Origin of the sequence: Gordonia alkanivorans (genome assembly GCF_004011905.1) — a bacterium.
GTDB classification, from domain to species: Bacteria; Actinomycetota; Actinomycetes; order Mycobacteriales; family Mycobacteriaceae; genus Gordonia; species Gordonia alkanivorans.
The window spans coordinates 3,842,852-3,865,067 of the sequence record NZ_CP027114.1; the positions used below are offsets into that span (position 1 = coordinate 3,842,852).

At 68.6% G+C, this 22,216-nt stretch carries 11 protein-coding genes (1 of these 11 only partly in view); 2 read left to right on the forward strand and 9 right to left on the reverse strand.

Translation table 11 applies throughout. From position 1 onward, the window contains the following. Together C5O27_RS17475 and C5O27_RS17480 are read right to left on the reverse strand one after the other, a co-directional pair. A protein-coding gene (locus tag C5O27_RS17475) for a non-ribosomal peptide synthase/polyketide synthase (protein WP_127963254.1) crosses the window boundary here: on the reverse strand, positions 1–3,736 show its beginning. The gene continues 22,271 nt to the left of window position 1, outside the view; the window shows 3,736 of its 26,007 coding nt (coding positions 1–3,736); its start codon is at positions 3,734–3,736; the stop codon falls past the left edge of the window. Next, entirely contained in the window at positions 3,733–11,907 is an 8,175-nt protein-coding gene (locus tag C5O27_RS17480; protein WP_127963255.1) for an amino acid adenylation domain-containing protein, read from the reverse strand. The genes C5O27_RS17475 and C5O27_RS17480 overlap by 4 nt, the downstream gene beginning before the upstream one ends. 334 nt (positions 11,908–12,241) lie before the next feature. On the opposite strand from C5O27_RS17480, the gene C5O27_RS17485 reads away from it, so the two are divergent. Continuing rightward, positions 12,242–13,144, forward strand: a complete 903-nt coding sequence (locus C5O27_RS17485; RefSeq protein ID WP_035752185.1) for a hydroxymethylglutaryl-CoA lyase — start codon at positions 12,242–12,244, stop codon at positions 13,142–13,144. A gap of 34 nt (positions 13,145–13,178) precedes the next feature. Here C5O27_RS17485 and C5O27_RS17490 read toward each other — a convergent pair whose 3' ends face one another. Further along, positions 13,179–13,625 carry a universal stress protein gene (locus C5O27_RS17490; RefSeq protein WP_006358695.1) on the reverse strand — a complete coding sequence of 149 codons (447 nt, stop codon included), beginning with the start codon at positions 13,623–13,625 and terminating at the stop codon, positions 13,179–13,181. Positions 13,626–13,802: 177 nt separating this feature from the next. Further along, complete coding sequence (gene uvrB / locus C5O27_RS17495; protein ID WP_035752184.1) at positions 13,803–15,959, reverse strand: excinuclease ABC subunit UvrB; 2,157 nt, start codon at positions 15,957–15,959, stop codon at positions 13,803–13,805. 337 nt (positions 15,960–16,296) lie between these two features. On the opposite strand from uvrB, the gene C5O27_RS17500 reads away from it, so the two are divergent. Next, positions 16,297–16,881 carry a ribonuclease FAU-1 family protein gene (locus C5O27_RS17500; protein WP_035752180.1) on the forward strand — a complete coding sequence of 195 codons (585 nt, stop codon included), beginning with the start codon at positions 16,297–16,299 and terminating at the stop codon, positions 16,879–16,881. A 49-nt stretch (positions 16,882–16,930) separates the two neighbouring features. Here C5O27_RS17500 and C5O27_RS17505 read toward each other — a convergent pair whose 3' ends face one another. From C5O27_RS17505 to rpsA, 5 genes are all read right to left on the reverse strand, one after another. Continuing rightward, positions 16,931–17,401, reverse strand: coding sequence for a hypothetical protein (locus tag C5O27_RS17505; protein ID WP_035752179.1), 471 nt, complete (start codon positions 17,399–17,401; stop codon positions 16,931–16,933). Positions 17,402–17,531: 130 nt separating this feature from the next. Beyond that, positions 17,532–18,428: a dephospho-CoA kinase gene (coaE, locus tag C5O27_RS17510; protein WP_035752176.1), complete on the reverse strand. Its 897-nt coding sequence runs from the start codon at positions 18,426–18,428 to the stop codon at positions 17,532–17,534. Between the two features lie 63 nt (positions 18,429–18,491). After that, positions 18,492–19,721 carry a zinc metallochaperone AztD gene (gene aztD, locus C5O27_RS17515; protein WP_035752174.1) on the reverse strand — a complete coding sequence of 410 codons (1,230 nt, stop codon included), beginning with the start codon at positions 19,719–19,721 and terminating at the stop codon, positions 18,492–18,494. Between the two features lie 69 nt (positions 19,722–19,790). Beyond that, positions 19,791–20,540 (reverse strand): TetR/AcrR family transcriptional regulator, encoded by a 750-nt coding sequence (locus C5O27_RS17520; RefSeq protein ID WP_035752171.1) that lies wholly within the window; start codon positions 20,538–20,540, stop codon positions 19,791–19,793. Positions 20,541–20,686: 146 nt separating this feature from the next. Continuing rightward, positions 20,687–22,156 (reverse strand): 30S ribosomal protein S1, encoded by a 1,470-nt coding sequence (gene rpsA, locus C5O27_RS17525; protein WP_035752169.1) that lies wholly within the window; start codon positions 22,154–22,156, stop codon positions 20,687–20,689. Between the last annotated feature and the right edge of the window lie 60 nt (positions 22,157–22,216).

Here is a 22,216-nt window from a genome sequence, read left to right on the forward strand (position 1 = left end):
GTTCGGCGTAGGTCAGCGTGGTGTCACCGTCGGTGACCGCGACACCGTCGGGGTTGCGGGCCGCCGCGGCGTCGAACAGCCCGGGCAGCGTGACCTTCTTCTCGGCCAGGGCCGGTGAGCTCAGGAGAGCCGGGGCGTCGTCGGGCTCCCCGGTCGGGAGGTCACCGATCGGGGTCTGCGGCGATTCGACGACCGCATGCGCGATGGACAGCAGACGACGCGCCAGATCGGCGACGGTGTCGGGGTCGAACAGCGCCGTCGCATAGGTGATCACGACCGGGGTGTCCTCGTCGCGGGGTCGACCGGGCGGGTCGACAACGGTCACCTGCAGGTCGACCTTGGCGCTGGTGACCGGGGCCTCGAGTTCGGAGACGACCAGACCGGGGAGTTCGACCCTCGGCCGGTCGGTGTTCTGGAAGGCGAGCGCCACCTGGAACAGCGGCGGGTGTGCGGTGCTGCGGGCGGTCGTCACCTCCTCCACGACCGTCTCGAAGGGCAGGTCGGCGTGATCGAGTGCGGCGATGTCGGTCTCGCGGCAGGCCGCGAGGACCGTGGCGAAGTCCGCATCGCGGCGCAGGGGCGTGCGCAGCGCGAGGGTGTTCACGAACATCCCGATGAGGCCGTCGAGCCGACGGTCGCCGCGCCCCTCCACCGGTGTGCCGATCACCAGATCGGTGCTGCTTCCCGACCGCAGGAGGGTGACCGCGAGAAGCGCGTGCACGCACATGAACATGGTCGCGTCGTGCCGGTCGGCGAGTTCGCGCAGGCGTGACCAGGTCGACGCATCGATCACCGTCGACAGTTCCGCACCGCTCTCCTCGCGCAGAGCCGCCCGCGGGCGATCCAGCGGCAGATCGGTGAGTTCCGGGGCGTCGGCGAGTTGCGTTCTCCAGTAACCGAGTTGGCGTGCTGCAAGCGACTCGGGGTCGGTGAGATCACCGAGGATCTCGTGATGCCACACCGCATAGTCGGCGTAATGCACCGGCAGCGGGGACCATTCGGGCGCATGACCGGACTGCCGCGCCTGGTAGGCCTCGACGAAATCGGCCACCAGCGGCGCCATCGACCCACCGTCGCCGATGATGTGATGGACGACCAGGACGAGCACCCACTCGTCGTCGGCGACCCGGATGAGGCGCGCGCGCACCGGTGCTCCCCGCTCGAGGTCGAAGCCGCGCGTGACGATGTCGGCGACGGTCGCGGTCACCCCGGCAGACCCGGAGCCGCGCATGTCGATCGGCGGATCCACCCGCGCGTCGTGCCGGGCGGTGTCGGGATCGTCGACGATCTGCTGCGGAACGCCGTCGACGGCGACGAACCGCGTGCGCAACGTTTCATGGCGGGCGATCAGGTCATCGAGCGCCGCGGCCACCGAAGCCGGTTCCAGGCGTGGGCCGGGCAGATCGGCGGTGGTTCGCCCGCGCAGGCGCAAGACGGCCGGGATGAGATAGGCCGGTCCGCCCGGGTTCATGGTCTCCAGGAACCAGATCCGTCGCTGGGCAGGCGACAGCGGAAGCGGACCGGTCCGTTCCACCGGACGCAACGGCGGTCGCGTGGACTCCTGCCGGTCGCCCTCGGCGAGACGCGTGTCGATCGCCGCGGCGAGTGCGCGGACCGTGGGGGTCGTGAACAGATCGCGTGCCGCCACCGTGGTCCCGAAGTCCTCGGCGGCGCGTGCGGCGACGCGAGTCGCGGTGAGCGAGTTGCCGCCGAGGTCGAACAGTGATGCGGTGACACTGATCTCGGTCTCGCCGAGGATCTCCGCGAGGAGGGCGGCGAGCCGTTCCTCGGTGGGTGTGGCCGGTGGTTCGTGGGTTCCGGTGTCGTCGGTGGTGTCCGGTTCGGGCAGGACCGCGCGGTCGAGCTTGCCGTTGACCGTGAGCGGCAGCGCGTCGAGCCACACGAACAGGGTCGGCACCATGTACTCCGGCAGCGCGGCAGCGAGCCGGTCCCGGACGGTCGCCTCGTCCGGGGCTCTGCCGGCCGTGGGAACGAGGTAGCCGACGAGATGCTCGGTGTCGCCGCGCATCCGGATGTCGGCGCCGGCCGCGTCGATGCCGTCGATCGCGGACATCGCCGACTCGACCTCGCCGAGTTCGATGCGGAAACCGCGCAGCTTCACCTGTCCGTCGCGGCGGCCGACGAATTCGATCGATCCGTTGCGGGCGACACCGACGTCACCGGTCCGGTACATCCGACTGCCCGGCGGACCGAACGGGTCGGCGACGTAGCGTGTCGCCGTCAGACCGTGGCGTCGCAGGAAGCCCCGGGTGACCTGGAGGCCCGAGACGTACAGTTCCCCGGGCACGCCGTCGGGCAGCGGCGCGAGCCGGCCGTCGAGGACATGCACACGGGAACCCAGTAGCGGCCCACCGATGTCGGAAGCCGTTGCGGTCTCGACGAATTCGCGCGTCAGATCACGGCGCGTCATGTACACCGTGGTCTCGGTGGGCCCGTACATGTTGTTGAGCTGCGGACCGGGGACGTCGGCTCCCGGTCTGGTCGGCGAACCGTCGGCGATGCGGTCGGCCTGCCACTTGCGCACATGCTCGTAGTCGAGGAGCTCGCCCGAGAAGTGGAGTCGTCGAACCGTTTCCGGCAGTGCAGAGCCGTGGGGCGGGCGTACCGCCGCCGCGAACTGGTAGAAGGACGAGGGGGTGAAGTTGACGATCGTGACGCCTTCGCGGTCGAACACCTCGACCACGTCGTCCGGGGCACGGGTGGTGGCGTGGTCGAGCACGACGAGACGTCCCCCGGCGAGAAGTGCGGCCCAGAGCTCCCCCACCGATACGTCGAAGGCGTAGGAGTGGAACATCGACCACACGTCGTCGGGTGTGCTCTCGACCAGCGCGTCGAGCGCGACGACCAGCGAGATCACGTTGTCGTGGGTGACCACGACCCCCTTGGGCACCCCCGTCGAACCGGAGGTGTACATGACGTAGGCACTCGAGTGAGCCCCCACGCGTTCGGGAAGTCCCGTCACCGGGAGAGGTTCCGCCCAGGCCGTCAGATCGTCGGGTGTCGAGATGCGCGCGGGCATGTCCGACCACGCGGCCGCTGTCTCAGGGTCGGCGAGGACGAGCACCGGCGCGGCGTCGTCGACGATGGTGCGCAATCTCGCGATGGGATGCGTCCGGTCGAGCGGCAGGTATGCCGCACCGGTCTTGAGCACCGCGAGCAGCGCGACGATGAGGTCCGCCGACCTCGGCATCGCCACGCCGACCAGGGTTTCCGGCCCGGCGCCGGCGACGGCGAGCGCGCGGGCCAGTCGCTCCGTCCGGTCGTCGAGGTCGCGGTAGGTGATCGTTGCGCCGTGGAGATCGGTGAGGGCGACGGCGTCGGGGCGCCGGTGTGCCGACACCCGGAACAGGCCCGGGAGCGATTCGACATCGCCCGCGCCGAGGACATCGTCGATCCGCCGTTCCAGGTCGGCGAGGACCTCACCGGCTGTCGCCGCCAACTGTGCCGGAGTGGTCCCCGTCCGCGGCAGCAGAGCCGTGACCGTTGCGCGTAGCGCCGGGGTCGGGTCGACGCCGCGCGCGGCCAGGGTGGTCGCCGCGACCGTCACCCGGCGGTGGAACTCGCGGAACGTCACCGGCCCGTTGGCCCCGACCATCGCCTCGGCGTCGGCGGCGTGGGTCGCGGCGAAGGTGAGCCTGCGCAGCGCCGTCGGCTGTGTGGACCCCGCGGACGTGCGCGCCCCGACGCTGCGCGAAACCGAGGTGTCCGACGTCACGCGGGCTCCACCCGGTTCCGTCGTGGTTCACCGGGGATTGCGTCACCGGGCACTGCGTCGACGCGCCCGGACAGGGCGGTCGTCGCCGCGGTGCGGACGCACGCGAACACCTCGTCGATGGTCCGGTCGGCGTCGGCGAGGAGCGTGGTGACCGCGACCGTCAAGGCCTCCGACGGGTCCTCGTCCGGCACGGAGAACGCCATGGCCACCGAGGTGGCCTCGAGATCGGCGAACGTGACCGAGGGTGCCCCGGGGATGCCGATCACCGCATCCGGCGCCGTCGCCGCGACCGTGGACACGAGTTCGTGCAGCGGCTGCTCGGCGTCGACGATCTCGGCCGACTGCCCGTCGGCCCAGATCGACAGGTCGCCCACCGGCGTCCCCGGCCGGGCGGCGATGTCGATGAGCAGGTTCTGGTACCGCTCCGCGATCCGTTCGGCTCCGGCACGGTCGAAGAGGTCGGTGTCGTAGGCGATCTGGCCACCGAGCGCACCACCCCGGTCCACCCCGTCGAGGTCGTCGGGGTACACCATGATCTCGAGGTCGACCTTGGCCGCCAGAGACGACGACGGTCGCAGACGAACGGACAGACCGTCGAGGCTCATCGCGGGGATGTCGAGGTTCTGGTACGAGAGCATGACCGAGAACAGCGGGTTGTGCCGGCCCCGGCGAGCCGGTCCCTTCCCGACGCGGTTCAGGTGGTCGACGATCTGGTCGAAGGCGACGTCGGCGTGGGCGAGGTCGGTGACGTCCTCGGTCCGTACGCGTCGCAGCAGCTCGTCGAACGGTTCGTCGAGACGCAGACGGGTACGCAGCGGCACCGTGGTCGCGAGCATGCCGACCATGTCGGCGAGAGCGGGATCGTCGCGGCCCGCGAACGGCGTGCCGATCACGACGTCCTCGCGGCCGGAAAGCCGGCCGATCAACACGGCGAGCGCTGCGTGCATCACCACGAACTGCGTCGTGTTGTTCACGCGCGCAAGGTGTTTGAGCACCGTCGCGGTCTCCGGCGGGACACTCACGTCGACCACGTCTCCGCGGTGCCGGGGTTCCACGGGACGCGGCCGGTCCGTCGGGATCACGGCGGGTTCACGGACCGTCCCGAGGCGTTGCTCCCAGTACTCCAGCTGGGCCTGCTCCTCGGTGATTCCGCCGGACGCCTCGGACGACAGTCGCTCGGCGTGCCAGATCGCGTAGTCGGCGTACTGCACCCGCACCGGGTTCACGACCGCGGTCCAGGGACCCGCCTGCCCATCGATCCGGGCGCGGTAGGCGGTGGTGAGGTCGCGGGCCAGCGGCCGCAACGAACCGCCGTCGGCGTTGATGTGGTGCACCACGAAGACGAGGAGGTGACGGTCGGCGGCGAGCCGGAGGATCGCAGCACGGACCGCGTTGGGGCCGGTCAGATCGAAGCCCGGTTCGACGACGGCGGCGATCTCCTCCTCGACGCGGTCCGGGGTGGTGTCGACGAGGGCCACCCGGAAGCCGCGCAGGGCATCGGCGGCCGGGATGATGACCTGCACCGGACGCCCCTCGTGCAACGGGTAGCGCGTCCGGAGGGACTCGTGGCGGGCGATCACGTCGCCGAGCGCCCCGGTCAGGGCCGAGACGTCGAGTGGGCCGTCGAGTTCGAGGGTGAGCCCCACGTTGTACGCCGACGATGCCGGATCGATCTGGTTGAGCGACCAGAGTCCGCGTTGGACACCGGTCAGGTCGACCATGTGCGGCCGCTCCCGGGGTGTCAGAACCCTGCCCGCGCCGGTGGATTCGACCGTGCTCAGTGCGGCGACGAAGCTCGCCACCGTCGGGTTCTCGAACAGCAGCGCCAGCGGGACCCGCCGGTCGATGTGCTGCTCCACCCGATAGGTCACCTTGGTCGCCGACAGCGAACTGCCGCCCAGTTCGAAGAATCCGTCGTGCACACTGACCGTCTGGAGTCCGAGCACGTCGGCGAAGATCTGCGCCACGGCCGCCTCGAGACGGCTGCGGGGAGCGACGTATTCGCGTGCGGGCGAGATCTCGACGGCCGGCAGCGCGCGCCGGTCGACCTTGCCGGTCCGGGTCACCGGGAACTCGTCGAGCACCTGGACGGTGTGCGGGACGAGGTGCGCCGGCAGATGGGCTACCGCATGGTCGACGATCTGTTCGGGGGCGGGGTTGCGTCCCGGCACCCCCGTCACATAGGAGACCAGGACCGTGTCGCCCGCCGGCGTCGGCATCCCGACACTCACCGAGTGCTCGACGTCGGGGTGGGTGACCAGAACGGCGTCGACCTCCCCCGGCTCGACCCGCATGCCGCGGATCTTGATCTGGAAGTCGTTGCGGCCGTGGTAGATCAACTGGCCGTCGGCTGTCCACGAGACGAGATCGCCGGTGCGGTACATCCGGGTGCCGGCCCCGAAGGGGTCGGCGACGAACCGGCCCGCAGTCAGTCCCGCCCGTCCGTGGTACCCGCGTCCGAGCGCCCGCCCGGCGAGATAGAGTTCGCCCACGACGCCGGACGGCACCGGGCGCAGTCCCGCGTCGAGAACCCGTGCCCCGACGCCGGAGATAGGCCGGCCGATGGTCACCGGCGCCGTCGCGCGCAGCGGCGGGGAGAGCGTCACCCAGATCGTGGTCTCGGTGGGACCGTACAGGTTGAGCAGCGGTCTGCCATCGGCGTCCCATCGCTCGACGAGTTCCGGCGGGCAGTCCTCCCCCGCCACCATCATCGTCTCGACGCCGGGGATCTCCGCCGGATCGATCGTGGCGAGCGCCGTCGGAGTGGCGCAGGCGTGCGTGACCAGGTGCCGGGTGATGACGTCGGCGAGTTCGGGGCCGGCGAACACATCGGGCGGACTGATCACCAGTTCCGCGCCCGCACAGATCGCGAGGATGATCTCCCAGACCGCGACGTCGAACCCCGGTGCGGCGAGCTGCAGTACGCGGGACGCACGGGTCACACCGAGTCGGGTCTGCTGCTCGGCGACCATCTCCGCGAGGCCCGCGTGGGTGACCGCCGCCGCCTTCGGACGTCCGGTCGATCCGGAGGTGAAGAGCAGGTATGCGAGATCGTCGACGCGAGCGCCTCGGGTTCGGTCCGCGTCGGTGACCGGATGGTCGCGGCGTCCTGCGAGGTTCAGCTCCACCTCGAGGTCGTCGAGCAGCCACTCCTCGACACCGAGGTCACGCTGCTGCGGTGCGGCATCCGGGTCGGCGGCACGGTCGGCGACCACCACCGAGTCGACGGTGATCACGAGTGCGGCGCCGCTGTCGGCCAGCATCGCAACTCGGCGGCGCACCGGCAGCCGCGCGTCGATGATGACGAAGGCGGCGCCACTCATCGCCACGCCGAGCATGGTGAGGACCATCCGTGGGGATCGTGGAATGCTGACGGCGACCACATCTCCCGGACCGATGCCGCGGTCGGCGAGGAGGCGGGCCAACTGGTGGGTCGCGGTCGCCACCTCTGCCCAGGTGAGTCGCCCGGTACCGGCCCGGGCGTCACCCATCAGGGCGACGGCGGAGGGATTTGCCGACGCGATTCCCCGTGCGATGAGTTCGGCGAGGGTCGTCTCCTGCTGCGCGCCGCGAAACGGTGCGGCGAGTGCGCGGAGCGCGTCGGGCCCGAGCAGGTCGATCGAGGCGAGGGAACGGTCGGGCGCCGACACCATCTGGCTCAGGACCAGGCGCAACCGGCTCGCCATGTCGCGGATCGTCTGCTCATCGAACAGGTCGGTGGCATAGGCGAATTCGACCTCGTAGTCGTGAGTGCGCTCGGTCACCGAGACGGTGACGTCGTACTTCGCCGCCGGCACCCTCGCATCGAGCAGTTCCGCCGAGCCCGTCCACTGCGACAGCTCGGTCAACTGGTCGGGCTGCACGCTCAAGGCGACCTGGAACAGCGGCGAATGGGACGGCGACCGTTGCGGCGCGACGGCGTCGACGACGCGTTCGAAGGGGACGTCGGCGTGACTCAACGCCCGCGCGCAACGACGATGCGCCGAGGTCACGAGATCCCGCACGGTGTCGTCCGGGCGCAGCGAGGTGCGCAGGACGACGGTGTTGACGAACATGCCGACCAGTTCGGCAACCGCCGGGTCGTCGCGTCCGGCGACCGCGGTGCCGATGCTGACGTCGTCCACCGCGGCGAGCTTGCCGAGGGTGAGGGCCAGAGCCGACTGGAAGACGGCGAACGGCGTGACGGCGAGGGTCGTCGCGAGGCGGCGGAGCCCAGCCGACAGCTCGGCGTCCAGAGTGACGTCGAGGTGATCTCCCGCGCTGGACATCACCCGCGGGCGCGGGCGATCGGTGGGCAGTTGCAGAAGGTCGGGTGCGCCGTGGAGTTCGGTGCGCCAGAACTCGAGTCCCTCGACCAGCGCGGGCGACGGCCGTTCCGGGGTTCCGAGGACCTCGGCGCGTTCGACGGCGACATCGGCGTATTGCATCGGGAGCGGGGTGAACTCGGGTTGTTCCCCGGCGCGCCTGCTCTCGTAGGCCGTCATCAGGTCCCGGAGCAGCGGCCGCAACGAATGCCCGTCGGCCGCGATGTGGTGAAGGACGAGCACCACGACGTCGCCGCGAGGGTCCCCGGTGAGGAGGCGGAAGCGGAACGGGATCTCCTCGGCGAGATCGAATCCCACCTCGGTGATCGCGGAGATCGCCGCATCGAGACCCCGCTCACCGACATCGATCGGTTCGGAGTCGAACACGGCGCCCGCGGTCGCGGTGTCGAGGATGCGCTGTTCCGGTTCGCCGTCGACCGCCGGGAACACGGTACGCAGGATCTCGTGCCGGTCGAGGACGTCGAGCGCCGCGCGATGGAGCACCTCGGGATCCACCGCATGGGTGAGCCGAAGCGCACCGGACATGTTGTAGGTCGACTCGGTCGGGGACATGCGGTTGATGAACCACAGCCGGGTCTGCGCCTGGGACAACGGAATCCGCGCCGGGCGCGGTGGAAGGCGACGCTCCGGCGGTTCCGGCACGGTGTCCGCAACGACGGCGCGGGAAGCAAGGTCGGCGAGGTCGTCACTGTCGAAGACGTCGGTCAGGGCGATCGTCAGACCGTGTCCGATCCGGGCACGGGACACCATGCGGGCTGCGAGGAGTGAGTCGGCGCCGAGGGCGAAGAGATTGTCCGACAGGCTGACCCGTTCCCGGCCCAGGGCCTCGGCGACCATCGAGACGATCGCCTTCTCCGCCGGTGTCCGGGCCTCACGGAACTCCGTGGTCTTGTCCGTGAGGTCCGGGGCGGGCAACGCCGACTGGTCGAGCTTTCCGGAGCGGTTCGTCGGGAAGGCGTCGAGGAACACCACGGCGAGCGGCACCATGTGGCCGGGCAGCCGCCGGCGGCAGAAGGCGCGGACGGCGTCCGAGTCGGGGACCCCGGAGGTCCCGCGGACGTACGCCACGAGTACCGGCGCCGGTCCGAGATCTCGCCGAGCCACGACGACCACCGCGTCGACACCGGGCATCGTCGCGACCACCGATTCGACCTCGCCGAGCTCCACCCGTTGCCCGCGGATCTTCACCTGATGGTCGCTGCGACCCAGGTACTCGAGTTCTCCGTTCTGCGTCCACCGCACCAGGTCGCCGGTCCGGTACATCCGGGCACCCGGCTCACCCAACGGGTCGGCCACGAACCGGGAGGCGGTCTGCGCCATCGCGCCGAGGTAGCCGTTGGCCAGCTGCGGGCCCACCAGGCACAGCTCACCGGCGACGCCGACCGGGACCGGCCGCAGGCGGCGATCCAGAACGCGCACGACGGTGCCCGCCACCGGTCGCCCGATGGGCACGACGGTGTCGTCGGAAGTCACCCGATGGGACGTGACGTCGATGGCCGCCTCGGTGGGACCGTAGAGGTTGACCAGGCCGGCCGACGAGGTCCGGCGGAGGCGGCGAGCCAGCTGCGCCGACAGCGCCTCCCCGGAGGTGAAGACCCAGCGGGCCCGGTCGGGCAGCGACGTCGGCGTACCCGACCCGTTCTCGGTCTGACCCACGACGTCGAGATAGGCGTCGAGCATGGACGGGACGAAGTGCAGCACGGTGACCGCGGCCTCGTCGATGAGGCTCCGCAGGTACTCGGGGTCCCGGTGGCCGTCCGGTTCGGCGATGACCATCTGCGCACCGGTCTGCAGGGGCCACAACAGCTCCCACACCGACACGTCGAAGGTCGCCGGGGTCTTGTAGAGCACCGCATCGTCGGGGCCGATCGGATGATCTCGCTGCATCCATGCGAGGCGGTGCTCGAGCGCCGCGTGGTCGACCTCGACACCCTTGGGTACACCGGTCGAGCCGGACGTGAAGATCACGTACGCGGGCTGATGCGGCAACGGACGCGTGTGGAGGGGTGGCGCCTCGGCCCGGGGACCCGCCCCGGCGTTGATCGCGTCGATCCCACGGGCGGCGAGGAACGCCGCGTCGACGGTGACAGCAGGGCGGACGATCGCGGCGATCGCGCGGCGTCGTTCCTCCGGCTCCGCCGGATCGACGGGCACGTACACCGCCCCGAGGCCGACGGCCGCATAGATCGAGCACACCTGTTCGGGGGAGCGGTCGAGAGCGACGATCACCCGGTCCCCCGCGACGACTCCCTCGTCCGCGAACACGCGCGCGAATTCGCCCACCGCCAGCGACATCTCGCGGTAGGTCAGGCGCGAGTCCCCGAAGACGAGCGCGGTCGAATCCGGCGTTGCGACGACCTGTCGTGCGAAGGGGGCCAGGATGTGCTCCGCGGCGACATCGACCGCCGGGCCGCCGTCACCGAGCAGCTCGACCGCCGCCGGCTCACCGGGGATGAGCAGGTCCAGCGCCGCCACCGGACGATCCGGGGCGTCGACGAACTGCTCGAGCACGTGGAGCAGCCGCGCCCGGTGGGTGCCCAGTTCGTCGGGGTCGTACAGGGCCGGGTTGGCATGGAGGCCCACCTCCAGCGGCGCCTCGGGACCCGCGGCGAAGACGTTCATCACCAGGTCCTCGACCATGCCCGCGGACAGCATGTGATAGCTGACGTGCGCCCCGTCGATCTCGATCGGCTTGTCGAAGAGCAGTAGGTTCACGAGCGGACCGAAGGATGTGCCGGTCGCGTCACCGAAACCGGCTGCGGCGCGAATGTCCTCGGAGCGGTACCGCTGGTGCCGGAGAACCGCGGTGATCTCGGAGGTGACCGCGGCGACGACCTCCGCACAGGTCACCGCGCCCACCCCGTCGACGCGCAGCGGGAGCATGTTGGAGACCATGCCCATCGACTGTTTGATCCGGGCGGTCGTGCGGGCTGTGACCGGCAGGCTCAGCACGATGTCGTCGGCGCCCGACATCCGGGCGAGGAAGGTGGCGAAGGCCGCGGTGAGGACCGCGGCGACGGAGGCGTCGAGCTCTCGGGCGCGACACCGCAGACGGCTGTCGAGGTCGGCGTCGAGCATCCCTGCCGCGACCACCGTCTCGTTGCTGATGCCGGTAGTGGCCGGATGTGTGGCCAGCGACACCCGTTCGGGCAGTCCGGCGGCGCGTTGCGCCCAGAACGCGTGATCCTTCTCGTGGCGCGTGCTCTCGCGATAGGCGGCATCGTCGGCGATCACCTCGGCGAGTGTCGCGCGCCGAGGTGGGACGCGGGTCTCGGCCGCGACCGCTGCGTTGTAGCGCGCCACCGCTTCGTGCAGGCAGACGAGCGCGCCGTAACCGTCGAAGGCGATGTGATGACCGCGCATGTACCAATAGGTACGGTTGTCCGCCACCCGGATGAAGGCCGCGAAGCCGACCTGGTCGTTCAGCAGGTCGACCGGACGCTCATGATCCGCGCGCATCCAGTCGTCGGCCGCCGCGAGGGGATCGGGCCGGTCCCGGAGGTCCAGCTCGACCACGTCGAACGGCAGCGACTCGTCGATGTACTGCATCGGTGTGCCGTCGACCTCGGCGATCCGGGTGTAGGCGGTCTGGAGTTCCCGCGAGCCCTCGATGACGCCACGACGGAACAGCTCCCGGTCGAACGGACGACCGTCGTCGAGGATGTCCAGGTAATGCGCGATGGTGATCGAGTGGTCGTCGTCGAGGTTCTCGGCGAACCACATGGCACGTTGAGCCGCAGTGAGATCCAGCAGGTCGACCCCCCTCGTTCTGCTGCGCCCTCCCCGGCGCCCCTCCCCGTACCCAACTTGTGGGTTCCCCTCACTGAGGGGTGATGTGTCATCCATGCCTCGTCCGAACCAGTCGTCGGCGATTTGGTCGTCCGACGACGCCGCTGACCCGTCCCCCCGAGGCGTTCGTCGAACAGCCACGAATCATACGCTTTACATCTCTTTTGAGATCGAAAGTGATACAGCGCATCTCGCGCCTGAGAGGCGGATCACATCTTGCGGAGAACTCAAGTGACAGATGGGACCTCACAAGTCCCTGACGGCCACACTCTCAACTTGCGTCACCCCGGAAGCGCCGGGTTGCGGTTTGGATTCGGTTGTTCGACCGTCATCTGCCCGAAGGAAGGATTCGTTGCACGCGAGCGGTCCGCGGCGGGGCAAGATTGGGGACATGACGAGCGTGCAACTGGTCGAGGTCGGCCCCCGCGACGGGCTTCAGAACGAGCAGATCCTCCTGTCGATCGACGACAAGGTCGAGTTGATCTCGCGCAGTGTCGACGCCGGTGTCCGACGCGTCGAGGCGGTCAGTTTCGTCAATCCGAAGCGGGTTCCGCAGATGGCCGGCGCCGAGGAGGTCATGGCCCAGGTTCCGCGCGTCGACGGCGTCTCCTACATCGGTCTGGTCCTCAACCGCCGGGGTCTCGACCGTGCCCTCACCGCCGCCGTCGACGAGGTCAACGCGGTGGTTGTCGCGACCGAGGAGTTCAGCCGGCGGAATCAGGGCTGCAGCGTCGACGAGGGCATCGCCGCGGCGATCGACGTCGTACATGATGCCCGCGAGGCCGGACTACGGACGACGGTGACCATCGCGGTGTCGTTCGGCTGCCCGTTCTCCGGGGAGGTCGCCCCCGAGTGGATCGGCGAGATCATCGCGCGCCTGACCGACGGCGCGGCACCGGACGAGATCGCCCTCGCCGACACCATCGGCGTCGGCGTCCCGGCACAGGTGCGCACACTCGCCGACCTGGCGGCCGCACACGCACCGGGCATCCCTCAGCGCTGGCATTTCCACAACACCCGCAACACCGGCTACGCCAATGCGCTGACGGCCCTGGAATGCGGGGCCGGCGCTCTGGACGCGTCCATCGGCGGTTTCGGCGGTTGCCCGTTCGCCCCGGCCGCGACGGGCAACATCGCGTCGGAGGACCTGCTCTATGCGCTGGACCGGTCGAACGTCACGACCGGCGTCGACATGTACGGCCTGATCGAGGCCGCGGAATGGCTGGGCAGGTCCCTGGAAAAGAGTGTCCCCGCTCTCCTCGGGCGCGCCGGAGGTTTCCCGGACGCCCGCTGAGGCGGGGACGCTCGTTGCGTTCGTGTGCGGGTGACTAACCCGTGGTGTGCACGATCAGCACGTCACATGCCGACTTGCGTGCCACGTCGGCCGGAACCGATCCGAGCAGGCGCCCGGCGATCGAGTTCAGGCCGCGGTTACCGACGACGAGGAGGTCGGCCTTGACGTCGCTCACGAGCTGGAGCAGCGCGTCGACCGGAGCACCCTTGACGGGGCGCTGCACGACGGTGGCGGCTCCGGCCTTGGACGCACGTTCCTTCGCGGTCCGCAGGATCTCCTCGGTCGGCGTCGAGCCGGTGACCTGGTAGGCCTCGTCCTTGAGGATGTCGGCAGCCTCCCCTGCGCCACGCTCGTTGGGGAAGTATGCGCACGCGATCACCAACTGCGCGCCTTCGCCCGCGAGTGCCCCCGCACGTTCCACCGCCTTCATCGACGACTCCGAGCCGTCGGTCCCGACGACGATGGTCTCGTATGCGCTCATCCCAACCTCCGACATGAATTCGCCTCGCTGCCCATCAGCGAGGCGTCACCTACATCCCCCATATTGCAGGGTTCTTTCACCGGGACATTAGTTTGCCGCGGCGTGTCTGTCCGCCGATCGTGGTGATCGGCACATGGTCGCGCTGTTGTGTCTTCGGCGGGATTGCAGGTCACAGCCCTATTTGATGCCCGCCGCGTCCATTCCGCGGAGCTCCTTCTTCAGGTCGGCGATCTCGTCGCGCAGGCGGCCCGCCAGCTCGAACTGCAGGTCCCGGGCCGCGCTCATCATCTGATCGGTCAGCTGCGACACCAGGTCGGCCAGCTCGGCGCGCGGCATCGCCGAGACATCGCGCTTCTCGATCACGCCCGCACTGCCGGCCTTCGACACCTCACCCTGCGCCCGGCGGCCGCGGCTCGCGTTGCGTCCCGAACCGCCCACCGCGACGGCCTCGTCCTCGGCCTCGCGGTACACCTGGTCGAGGATGTCGGCGATCTTCTTGCGCAACGGCTTCGGGTCGATGCCGCGTTCCTTGTTGTAGGCGATCTGCTTCTCGCGGCGGCGCTCCGTCTCGTCGATCGCGTTGCGCATCGAGTCGGTGATCTTGTCTGCGTACATGTGCACCTCACCCGACACGTTGCGGGCCGCACGGCCGATCGTCTGGATCAGCGACGTGGTGCTGCGCAGGAATCCTTCCTTGTCCGCGTCGAGGATCGCGACCAGCGATACCTCCGGGAGGTCGAGACCCTCGCGGAGGAGGTTGATGCCGACGAGGACGTCGTAGTCACCCGACCGGAGCTGACGCAGCAACTCGACACGACGCAGGGTGTCGACCTCGGAGTGCAGGTACCGCACCCGGATGCCCAGTTCCAACAGATAGTCGGTGAGATCCTCGGCCATCTTCTTGGTGAGCGTCGTGACGAGGACGCGTTCGTCGCGTTCGGTGCGCTGCCGGATCTCGTGGACCAGGTCGTCGATCTGCCCCTTGGTCGGTTTGACCACGACCTGCGGGTCGACCAGGCCGGTCGGGCGGATCACCTGCTCGACGAACTCGCCGTTCGACTGACCGAGCTCGTAGGGTCCGGGCGTCGCCGACAGATAGACGGTCTGACCGATGCGGTCGACGAACTCGTCCCAGGTCAGCGGGCGGTTGTCCACCGCCGACGGAAGCCGGAAGCCGTATTCGACGAGATTGCGCTTGCGGGACATGTCACCCTCGTACATGCCGCCGATCTGCGGCACGGTCACATGCGACTCGTCGATGACCAGGAGGAAGTCCTCCGGGAAGTAGTCGATCAGCGTCGCCGGTGCACTCCCGGCCGAACGGCCGTCGATGTGGCGCGAGTAGTTCTCGATCCCCGAGCAGAATCCGACCTGCCGCATCATCTCGAGGTCGTAGGTGGTCCGCATCCGCAGGCGCTGCGCCTCGAGCAGCTTGCCCTTGCCCTCGAGTTCGGCGAGGCGTTCCTCGAGTTCCTTCTCGATCGACGCCATCGCCCGTTCCATCCGCTCCGGCCCCGCCACGTAGTGGGTGGCGGGAAAGATTCGCAGCGAGGCGACCTGACGGACCACGTCGCCGGTGAGCGGATGCAGGTAGTAGAGCGATTCGACCTCGTCGCCGAAGAACTCGATGCGCACCGCGAGTTCCTCGTAGGACGGGATGATCTCGACGGTGTCGCCGCGGACGCGGAAGGACCCGCGGGTGAACGCCGTGTCGTTGCGGGTGTACTGCACGTCGACGAGCAGCCTCAGCAGGGCGTCGCGATCGATCTCCTGCCCCACCTCGAGCTCGACCGAACGATCGAGGTACGACTGCGGCGTACCGAGGCCGTAGATGCAGGACACCGACGCCACCACCACGACGTCGCGACGGGAGAGCAGACTCGAGGTCGCCGAGTGGCGGAGTCGTTCGACGTCGTCGTTGATCGACGAGTCCTTCTCGATGTAGGTGTCGGTCTGCGCGATGTACGCCTCGGGTTGGTAGTAGTCGTAGTACGAGACGAAGTACTCGACGGCGTTGTTGGGCAGCATCTCGCGGAGTTCGTTCGCCAGCTGGGCGGCGAGCGTCTTGTTGGGTGCCATCACCAGCGTCGGACGCTGCACCTGCTCGATGAGCCAGGCAGTCGTCGCCGACTTACCGGTACCGGTGGCACCGAGGAGCACGATGTCCTTCTCCCCCGCCTGGATCCGTGCGGTCAGATCCTTGATCGCGGCGGGCTGGTCACCGGCGGGCTCGTACTCGCTGACCACCTCCAAGCGGGCTTCGGTGCGCTCGATCTCGCCGATCGGACGGAACTCGGAGTGCGCGAGCACTGGGCGTTCTGCTGCAAAAGCCATAGTGCCAGGGTAAACGCGCACTACGACACGAGTGTTCCCGCGCGGTCTGCGGCCCGCCGCACGACGCGCGCCCGGAGCAGCACGACGAACGAACCACCGGTATGGGCTGACCGGTCACCGCGCCCGACACGGCGTCCTCGACCAGCGCGAACGGGGCGAGCCGGACCACCCTCGCACCCGGTACCGGCGCCGTCACGTGCGACCTGCCGGGCACGTGTGACCTCGGTTCGGCCGCCGACAGCCTGAATCCCGACCATGCGCGGCCGTCGTCCCGCACATCGGGAACATCTCCGATGTTCACTCTGAGATCGGGTGCCGGCCGAACTACATTCGGGGGATGACGAGCAACAGCGGTCCCGTGACGACCGCGTCGGCCGCACCCCACTCGATGCACCCGCCCAAGCGGGAGGTCTTCGATGTGCCCGCCATGACGAACACCGACAACAAGGGATTCGTCCGGGAGGTCGAGGAATACCGCGTCACCGACTACGGCCTCTACATGTCGCGCTCCGCGCCCGGCCACCCGAGGTTCGACCATCTCGAATCATGGCTTCTCCCCTCATTGGGGTTGCGCGCCAACATCTTCCACTACCAGGGCGGCTTTCGGGCGAATCAGCGCCTCTACCTCGACATCGGGCGGTTCTCCGGCCCCGACGAGCGCGGCCGGTGGTACGCCGAGGACTGGTATCTCGACCTCGTCGACGTTCCGGGATCACCGCTGGAACTCATCGACGTCGACGAGGTCTTCGAAGCGCACCGGTGCGGACTCCTCGACAGCGACCAGTGCGTGCAGGCCGTCGAGATCGCGACCCGCGCGCTCGTCGGGGCCGCCGCGCACGGAAACGACGTACAGGCCTGGCTCGACGACGCGGCCGGCGGCGTGGTGTTCTTCCGAGACCACCGCCCCGATCACGGGTGGTGACCCGGTACGACCGCGCGCCGGTGTGCCGGCCCGACGTCGGACGACGGACTCAATAGGTGGGCAGCACGAAGCACGCGCCGTTCCGGATGAACTGCGGCAGTTGCACTCCCGTGCCCACGTTGACGGTCCGCGTCTTGACCACCCCGTCGAGTTTCGCGGTGAGCACGTAGCGTCCGGGGGCGGATGGTCGCCAGGTCGGCGTGACCTCGGCAGTGGTGGGCTTGGCGGTGTGGATCGTCACGGTGCGACCCGCCCGGGTGGACGTGACCTCGAGTGTCGACTTCGCCGACTTCGGATCGCCGACGATCACGGACAACTTGTAGGCGCATCCCGCACCGTAGAGTCCGTAGTTCGACGAGCCGTTCGCCGAGGAGCCGTAACCGGGCAGCGTGTCGACGGCGATCCCCTGCAGTGCCGCGTTCGCCGGGGCGGCACTCACCGCAGCGGCCGTGAGCGCCGCCCCGACGGCGATGCCGCCGACGACCGTACGCACGTGTTTCGAACTACCAGGACCCCACATATGTGCTCCTCACAGCGCTTTGCCGACTCGGTGATCCGCACCGGGATCGGTGCGTCGTCGCAAAGCTAACAGCGCGGAGCACACGATGTGGCCAATTCAGGCAACATTCGTAGTCAGTTTGTCGAGCCCCTCATGCGATCTCGATCCGCACGGTCGCAGGTCGCCCAGGATCGCAGGAACCGTGAACGCCGGGGCCGACGGGCGCGAACCCACCGTCGGCGAGGAGGTCGACGAGTTCTGCGGACGCGCCCTCGTCGCGGGCGGCGATCCGCAGCTCGACGTTTGCCGGATCGGTGATCTCGACGGCGGCCGCCCGCTCACCCGCGATCGCCCACAGCCGGTTGACCAGACGTGTCGCGGGACCGTTCGGATTCGGTTCGGCGGCAACGAGTTCGGGGACCGGATCGGCGACCCGACGCGCCCGGACGTTGGCCTCGAACGGTACGAGCCGATCGTCCCAGACCCGCGCGGCGGCAGCGGCGAGGTCATCGGCCGACCCGGAGTTGTCGAGCCAGACGTCGGCGACCGCACGGCGCTGCTCGTCAGTGGCCTGCGCCGCGATTCGAGCACGCGCGTCTGCTTCGTCGACCCCGCGCATCGTCGTGAGGCGATGCAGTCGGACGTCGGCGTCGGCGAACACGATCACCACGAGGTGGAAGAACGGCGCGGTGTGGTTCTCCACCAGCAGCGGGATGTCTTGGACGACGACGGCGTCGTCGGGCGCCGCCGCGAGCAGGTCCTGGGTGCGCGCGCCGATCAACGGGTGGGTGATCCCGTTGAGCGTCTTCCGTGACTCCTCGTCGACGAAGGCCTTGGCCGCGAGCGCCGGACGGTCGAGGCTGCCGTCGGCGGCGAGGATGTCCGAGCCGAAGGCCTCGACGAGCGCGGCGAGGCCCGCCGAGCCGGGTTCGACCACCTCGCGGGCGATCTTGTCGGCGTCGATGATGTATGCACCTCGATCGACGAAGGTCTTTGCCACGGTCGATTTGCCGGCGCCGATGCCACCGGTCAGTCCAAGCCTGATCACGCCACCAGTCTGGCAAACAGGCTCCTGTCCGGTGCACACCGGCGCCCCGTGTGTCGCGTCGCTTCAGCCGGTGACCGCGACGAGTTCGACGGTCTCGCGCGGCAGGGTGGACTCGGCGACCTTCTCCCCCGACTCCAGATCGATCGCGACGATCTTCTTCGACACCGGTTCACTGACGTACGCGATGCGATCCTGCACCACGACATTCGGCATCGGCGACTGCCATTCGTCGGGTTCGGTCCACTCCCCGATCGCCGGGATCCGGGCGGTGCGGTTGCCGGATCGTGCATCGAAGACGTGCAGCGCGCCGTCGGTCCCGAGGATCACCGCAGAGCCGCCGGGGCCACGTTCGAGCGACCGGAAGCTGTAGGAGGTCCCGAGATCGACCAGGCGGAGATCGCCGGTACGGGTGTCGGTGAGCGAGAAGCGCGTCGGCCGTTCGAGGTCGGCGTCCTCGTCACTCTTGTAATCCCCCAGCACGACCGGGGACCCGTGATCACCGGCCTGGTTGCCGATGCGGCCGTAAGGATCCGGGCTGGCCACCTTGCGGATGTCGTTGCCGTCGACGATGAGGATGCCGTTCTCACAGCCGAAGGTCAGGCGGCCGTCGGCCGCGGCGGCCTCGCCGTGGACGCCGGGACATTCGTCGTTGCGGGCGATCTCGTTCCGCTGCTTGTCCAGGATCGCAACGCCGCTCCGCGAATTCTCGTCGCCGCGTGTGACGACAACCGAACCGTCGCCGCGGAACACCGCCACACCGTGATGGGGTTGCGGGACCGTGAACGTGGTGGCCACCGGGTTGCCGCGGAGCAGTTCGGCGGGTTCGACGATGTCGACCTGTCCGGTGCCGTCGCTGAACAGGCTGATTCGTGAGTCGTGGACCACGACATGTCCGGGTTCCGCTCCACCGAAACGCATCTCGGTGAGCGAGGGCTCGGTCGTGTAGTGATGTCCGTGGTCGCCGTGCGCCTTCGTCCAGGTCCCGGCGTCGAGGACCCGGAACCCGTCGGCCTCGGAGACGAAGACGTGCCGCCCGTTGCCCGCGCTGTTCAGCCGGACGAATCCGTCGAGGGGAAGGTCGGCGACCTGATCGAGCGTCTTCGCGTCGAGCACGAGGATTCCGCCGTCGTAGCTGAGTGCGAGTCGTGGTGTCGCGCTTTGCTGTTCCGCGGGTCCGCGCGACGATTCGGCGGACGGGGTCGCCTGCTCGGGGTCGCCGCATGCGACGAGCGCGATGGAGGAGGCAGCGAGCAGCGCGAGGGAACGGGTCAGAGTTGTCCGTGGTGATAGCACTCGGACAGTCAACCGTCTAATGAAAATGATTGTCAACAATGCATGGTTGTCCGACCTCGGCGGGCGAGTTCAGCCGTCCCCGATGAACGGCGCCAACCCGTCGAGCAGTCGCGCCAGGCCGAAATCGAACACCTCGTCAGGAGCCCCTGGCGCCTGATGATGTTCGCCTGCAACGGTTCCCACTCGATCCGCGAGAGGGAACCCGCCTTTGGGGATCACCGCGTCGAGCTCGGGTGCGACGACCTCCCACCACTCGACGTCGGTCATGCCGCTGTTGGTCACCGCGGCGTCGGCAGCCAGGGCCTCCCGGGCGTTGCCGGTCACGAAGGCGGACAGGAGACCGAGGATGTGGTCACGGTCGAGGTCCGAGATGTCCAGCGGCTCGAGCAATTCGAGCTGCCGTTCGTAGCGGGCGAGACGACGCGGACCGAGAACCTGTCGCCACGGATTGGCGTCGATCAACCAGGGATGTGCCAGGTACTCGGCGCGCAGATGACGTGCGACCTGCGCGAGGGATTCCCGGACCGTCGATCCCGGCCCCGGCACCGGGTCGCCGGCGACATGGTCCACCATGAGCGCGACCAGGACGTCTCGGGTGGGCACGTAGGTGTAGAGAGTCATCGGACCGACGCCGAGCTCGGCGGCGAGTGCCCGCATCGACACCGCGGTCAGTCCACGCTCGTCGGCGAGGGTGACCGCCTTGCCGACGATCTCGTCGACGGTGACCCGTTGTCGCGGACCGCGTCTGGGTGTCTGCGGCTCCCCACGTCCACGCCAGAGCAGCCGAACGAGGGTTCGGGCATCGTCAGCGGTCGACACGTTGCACCCTTTCCGTACAGCGTACGAGATCAATACCGTACCCACCGGGTCTCGGCTGGTGTGGCAGGGACACGAAAAACCCTCCCGGGAAGTCCCGGGAGGGCTTTTCGTGTGCTCAGTGCAGATCTACTGCGGGAGCAGAGCTATCAGGCGTTGCCCGAGAGCTTCTCGCGCAGAGCGGCGAGCTGCTCGTCGCTCGCCAGCGAACCACCGGTGGACGAAGCACCACTGGTGTTCGCCGAGCCACCACGGCTCTCCGAAGCCGACGAGTAGTCGGTCGGGGCGTTGGCAGCCTCGGCTGCGGCGGCGGCGAACTTCTCCATCTGGGCGGTGTGCATCTTGTGGCGACGCTCGGCCTCGGCGTACCGGGCCTCCCATGCCTCACGCTGCTTCTCGTAGCCTTCGAGCCATTCGTTGGTCTCGGCGTCGAAGCCCTCGGGGAAGATGTAGTTGCCCTGCTCGTCGTAGCTGTCGGCCATGCCGTACTTCGAGGGGTCGAACTCCTCGGTGTAGTCCTCGTTGGCCTGCTTGAGGCTCAGCGAGATACGACGACGCTCGAGGTCGATGTCGATGACCTTGACCATCGCATCGTCGTTGACGGCGACAACCTGATCCGGCACCTCGACGTGGCGCTCGGCCAGCTCGGAGATGTGGACCAGACCCTCGATGCCCTCGTCGACGCGGACGAACGCACCGAACGGCACCAGCTTGGTGACCTTGCCCGGGACGATCTGACCGATCGCATGGGTACGGGCGAACTGACGCCACGGGTCTTCCTGAGTGGCCTTGAGCGACAGCGAAACACGCTCGCGGTCCAGATCGACGTCGAGGACCTCGACGGTGACCTCGTCGCCCACTGCGACGACCTCGGACGGGTGATCGATGTGCTTCCAGGACAGCTCGGAGACGTGGACCAGACCGTCGACGCCGCCGAGATCGACGAACGCACCGAAGTTGACGATCGAGGACACGACGCCCTTGCGGACCTGGCCCTTCTGCAGCTGGTGCAGGAACTCGCTGCGGACCTCGGACTGGGTCTGCTCGAGCCACGCACGACGCGACAGGACCACGTTGTTGCGGTTCTTGTCGAGCTCGATGATCTTGGCCTCGATCTCCTTGCCGATGTACGGCTGGAGGTCGCGGACGCGACGCATCTCCACGAGCGATGCCGGGAGGAAGCCGCGCAGGCCGATGTCCAGGATCAGGCCGCCCTTGACGACCTCGATGACGGTGCCCTTGACGGCCTCGTCCTTCTCCTTGAGCTCCTCGATGGTGCCCCAAGCCCGCTCGTACTGCGCACGCTTCTTGGAGAGGATCAGACGGCCTTCTTTGTCCTCCTTGGTGAGGACCAGGGCCTCGACCTCGTCACCGACGTTGACGACCTCGTTGGGGTCAACATCGTGCTTGATCGACAGTTCGCGAGAGGGAATGACGCCTTCGGTCTTGTAACCGATGTCGAGCAGAACCTCGTCCCGATCGACCTTGACGATGGTGCCTTCCACGATGTCGCCATCGTTGAAGTACTTGATCGTGGAGTCGATGGCGGCGAGAAAGTCCTCGGCAGTGCCAATGTCATTGATGGCTACTTGCGGCGAGGTGATCGTGGGGGACGACATATGTTGAGTTGCTCCGGACAGGTGTGTAGTAGGTACAGTTCTTGACGTATTGCGCGGCAC